We start from the raw sequence: 1117 nt of genomic DNA on the forward strand, positions 1-1117 counted from the left end.
GCTGATCGAAACCCTGTAGGAGCGAGGCTTGCCCGCGAACAGATCATGACCGCACCGCACATCCCCTGATCCGCCCAATTTGAAACATCTGTCGATCACGCAGGTCAATTCCGACTGCTAGGCTCAATCCCAGGCCTTACTCGACAGATTCCTGCCCATGCTCGCGCGCTCGCTGTTTTTCTGTGGTCTTTTCATGGCCTCCACCTCGACTGTGGCCATGACTATTTACACGTCCACCGACGCCAATGGCGTGGTCTCCTACAGTGATCGTCCTTCGAAGGGCGCCAAGGTCTTCGTTTTTCGCGATCGCATGGTCGAGCACCTGGAGCGTCAGGTGTACCTCGACATCAAGAAACTCAAGGGCATGGACAGCGTGTTCGTACGCAATGACCTGTACGCCCCGGTGCAGATCGAGTTGAGTTTTGCCGGCCTGAAAAATGTCAGCGGCGCGCCGAGCCGGCCGATCCGCAGGGTGATGCCGGCGCGCAGCAGCATTCGCCTGGCGCTGCTCAAGGCGACGCGGCCCGGACAGCCGCTGGCCTACACCCCAAGCTTTCAGTACTTCCTCGGTGATCCGTCAGGCGCCGCCATGGCCTATCAATACCCGTTCCCCTGGCGTGGCGGGCCGTTTCGCCTGAGTCAGGGTGCCAACGGCCAATACAGCCACTATGGGCCGAAGAACCGCTACGCCATGGACATCGCCATGCCCGAAGGCACGCCGATCATCGCCGCCCGGGGCGGGGTGGTGGTGAAAACCGAAAACAGCCAGACCGGCCGCGGCAACGACCCGGCGGGCAACTTCGTGCGGGTGCTGCACGATGACGGGACCATGGGGGTGTACCTGCACCTGAAAAAGGGTTCGGTCAGCGTGCGCGAGGGGCAACGGGTGTCGGTGGGCAGCGCGTTGGCGCTGTCGGGCAATACCGGCAACAGCAGCGGGCCGCACCTGCATTTCGTGGTGCAGCGCAATACGGGGATGGGGTTGGTGTCGATTCCGTATCGGTTCAAGCAACCGATGGGGACATTGCCCAACTTTGCGTTGGGCAAGCAGTGACGGGGTGACTGGTCTGACGCCTTCGCGGGCAAGCCTCGCTCCTACAGGTACGCAATCTCTGTA

General features: G+C 61.8%; 1 protein-coding gene. It reads left to right on the forward strand.

Going from position 1 to position 1117, the window contains the following annotated elements; translation table 11 throughout:
• The first annotated feature begins 157 nt into the window (after positions 1-157).
• A complete protein-coding gene (locus ACW9JE_RS30815; RefSeq protein WP_457434920.1) occupies positions 158-1054 on the forward strand; it encodes a peptidoglycan DD-metalloendopeptidase family protein in 897 nt (298 codons plus the stop codon).
• The last annotated feature ends 63 nt before the right edge of the window (positions 1055-1117 follow it).

The sequence above is a fragment of the Pseudomonas sp. SDO55104_S430 genome, from assembly GCF_054070595.1.